The sequence below is a fragment of the Gemmatimonadaceae bacterium genome (assembly GCA_035633115.1).
Lineage (GTDB): Bacteria > Gemmatimonadota > Gemmatimonadetes > Gemmatimonadales > Gemmatimonadaceae > UBA4720.
This window is the reverse complement of record DASQFN010000093.1, coordinates 1-2,608: the sequence shown is the minus strand read 5'-3', so window position 1 is coordinate 2,608 and position 2,608 is coordinate 1. Positions and strand designations below refer to the sequence as shown.

Here is a 2,608-nt window from a genome sequence, read left to right as displayed (position 1 = left end):
TCCTTCTATGGGGCAGGCTGTCAAGACGCACTCCGTGCTGGCGGCAGCTGCACTGATTCTTGCAGCCGACGTCTGCACTTGCTTGGCGCGTTGATCTCTCGTGTGGAAGTGTTGCTGCTTGCACGTTTGTCGCTCGCGCTGCGAGATCCCGGAGGACTGGATAGCCGATTCGTTCTCCACCCGGAGGCGGGAACCATCCTTCTATTTGGGACTCAACGGCCCATCGCTTCGTTCGGCACTCCCGGGGGGCATAACCTATCCCTGGGGACTCCGGCATGATCGCCGGGACCGGAAATTCAATGGATGCTCTCCCCTGCAGCCGTTCTTTCTCCGGACCGACGCATCGTGCGTTGCCAGCATCACTCGCAGCAACACCGATCAGGCGCCTGCCGGTACTTCTTTCAGCTCGAGTTTCTTCGGATCGTACTTCTCCTTGTTGCGCCACAGTGATAATGCGATCGATGCGATCTGACGCGCGATCGTCAGCCTCGCCAGGTTGGGCTTCGTGCCATTGTCCAGGAGTCGCGTGAAGTGTCGGAACAACGGATCGTCTTCCCGCCGGCTGATTACCGTGGTTGCTGCTCCCTTGAAAACCATCTTGAGTGTGCGATTGAAGCTTCGGCTGAGTCCGCGTGTCTGTTGTACCGGAACACGCATCCACTTTCCGTCCTGCGCACGGGCCCAGTCCGACGAACTGCGCATCACGATCCCCAGTCCACAGTAGCTCCAGAAGCTCCAGAATGTTCGCTTGCTCGCGAACCGGTAGGGCGTCACCACTACCGCCATGAGTTGCGCGGCGCGAATACTTCCGAGTCCGGGACAGCTCTTCAAGATCCTGAACTCCGCATGTCTCCTGGCCTCCGAGACCATCTCCTTCTCCGCATGAGCGCGCAGAACCATGAGAGCATCGAGCTCCGCGTAGAGAATCTCCGCCGCATAGCGCGCCGCCTCGGGCAGCCCCGCAATCCACTTCTTCCGCCCACTTTCCGAATACACGCCGGCGTGCGGTACCCGCACTCCTCGCGATCGCATGAGACTCGTAATCCGGGCCATCACCCGAACCGAGTCTCGCATCACCTTGTCGTGCACTTTGGCCCTGTAGCCCAGTGCCGCAAATGACCCGCGCTCCTTGTACACCCGCTTCCTCACAGCACCGATCCGCAACTCCTCCGCTCGACCAAATGCATCCAGCTTGTCGCTCTTGGGACCCCTGCTCTCTTCCACTCCCGCCACTACCACTTCCTCCACATGCGGCGACAACACCTCGTACAGCCAACCCGCCATCGTACCTTCCTCCAGGCACACATGCTTGCGTCCCGGAATCGTATCCAGCAGCGCGATCAGCGACTTGGCGCTCGTCTCCACCACATGTGTCCCCACCCGCTTGCCGCTCTGGCTCAGCACTCCCAACGTGCAGCTTGCAGCATGCACGTCCAACCCGATATATCTCTCCATCGGTGCTCTCCTGTCTGGAAGTGGAAACTCCGTTACTCGTAAAACAGAGTGTGTACACTTCCAGCGGAGAACGCCATTCCGCTTCAACTACCCATGGGGCAAGCACAAGAACGGCGAACGCAGACGTCATGCCCCTATGATGCCTATCCCTCCGCGATCGTCGTTACTGGACAATCACCGTGCCGGTCATCTCCTCATGCAGCGAGCACTCGTACTCAAACGTGCCGAGCTCCTCGAAGTGCGCCTCGAACCACGACGTGGGTGGGATCAGCTCGCTCCGCAATAACTCCGCCTCCGAGGTGACAGAATGCAAATCTTGCCCCCGGTTGGTCCAGCGCACGTACCCGCCGCGCATGACCCTCACCGTGTCAGGCTGGAAGAAGTTGTCTCTCATCTCCACCATGATGGTTCCAGGTGGCGGCGCGGTGATATCTCCGCCGGGCATGCACGCGGCCAGCGCGAGTGCTCCCGCGAAACCGACGAGCAGCAAGGCTCGGCTCACTTTCTGCCGCCTGGCGTGCGCGTCCAGATGGCGATCACGCCGCACTCCGCTCCGCCCCGGCTGAACGCCGCCGGAGCCTCCGCGGGCCCGCGGTACACCTCGAGCCCCTCCAGGTCGCGGGGCCGGAACTGGACGAGGAAATCGGCTGCGGGAGCCGGAATGTGGATCCCGTCCAGGAAATACTGTACCCGGCAGTTGGGAGAGCTCATACCTGAGGCCATCTGGATCCGGTTGCCCACGACCCGCACTCCCGGCATACCCCGGAGGAGATCCCTCGAATCACCCGGGTCCCGCTTCTCGATATCCTCACGCGTAACGAATCTGCCGAATCCCGCGGCGCGGCGCTCATAGAAGCCGCGGAGTCTGCCATCTCGGGCTCCCAAGGTGGGGCTCTCCACGGTGACCGGGGGGAGCTCGACCACCAAACGAATCGCGAAGTCCAACCGCACGGTGCTGTCGTCGGCGAGCGACACGGTCGCGGCCATCGCCTCGTAACCGATCACGCGCACTTGGACAGTGACGTTCCCAGCGGGAAGGTAGGCAACCCGAAAGTTACCGGAAGAGTCCGTTCGTGTACGCCGATTCGCTCCGGCGATCTCGACCGACGCCCCCACGAGCGGCTGGTGTGTCGGGAGAGAGGTGACCACGCCA

3 protein-coding genes are annotated in these 2,608 nt (G+C 61.9%); all 3 read right to left on the bottom strand.

The genetic code is table 11. The annotated features are described in order from the left end of the window. Positions 1 to 378: 378 nt before the first annotated feature. Entirely contained in the window at positions 379 to 1,455 is a 1,077-nt protein-coding gene (locus tag VES88_11730; protein HYN82166.1) for a transposase, read from the bottom strand. Between the two features lie 163 nt (positions 1,456 to 1,618). Then, on the bottom strand, positions 1,619 to 1,957 hold the full coding sequence (locus tag VES88_11725) for a cupredoxin domain-containing protein (protein HYN82165.1): 339 nt from the start codon (positions 1,955 to 1,957) through the stop codon (positions 1,619 to 1,621). Next, on the bottom strand, positions 1,954 to 2,608 hold a 655-nt coding region (locus tag VES88_11720), incomplete at its 5' end, for a TonB-dependent receptor (protein ID HYN82164.1). The genes VES88_11725 and VES88_11720, both read right to left, overlap by 4 nt.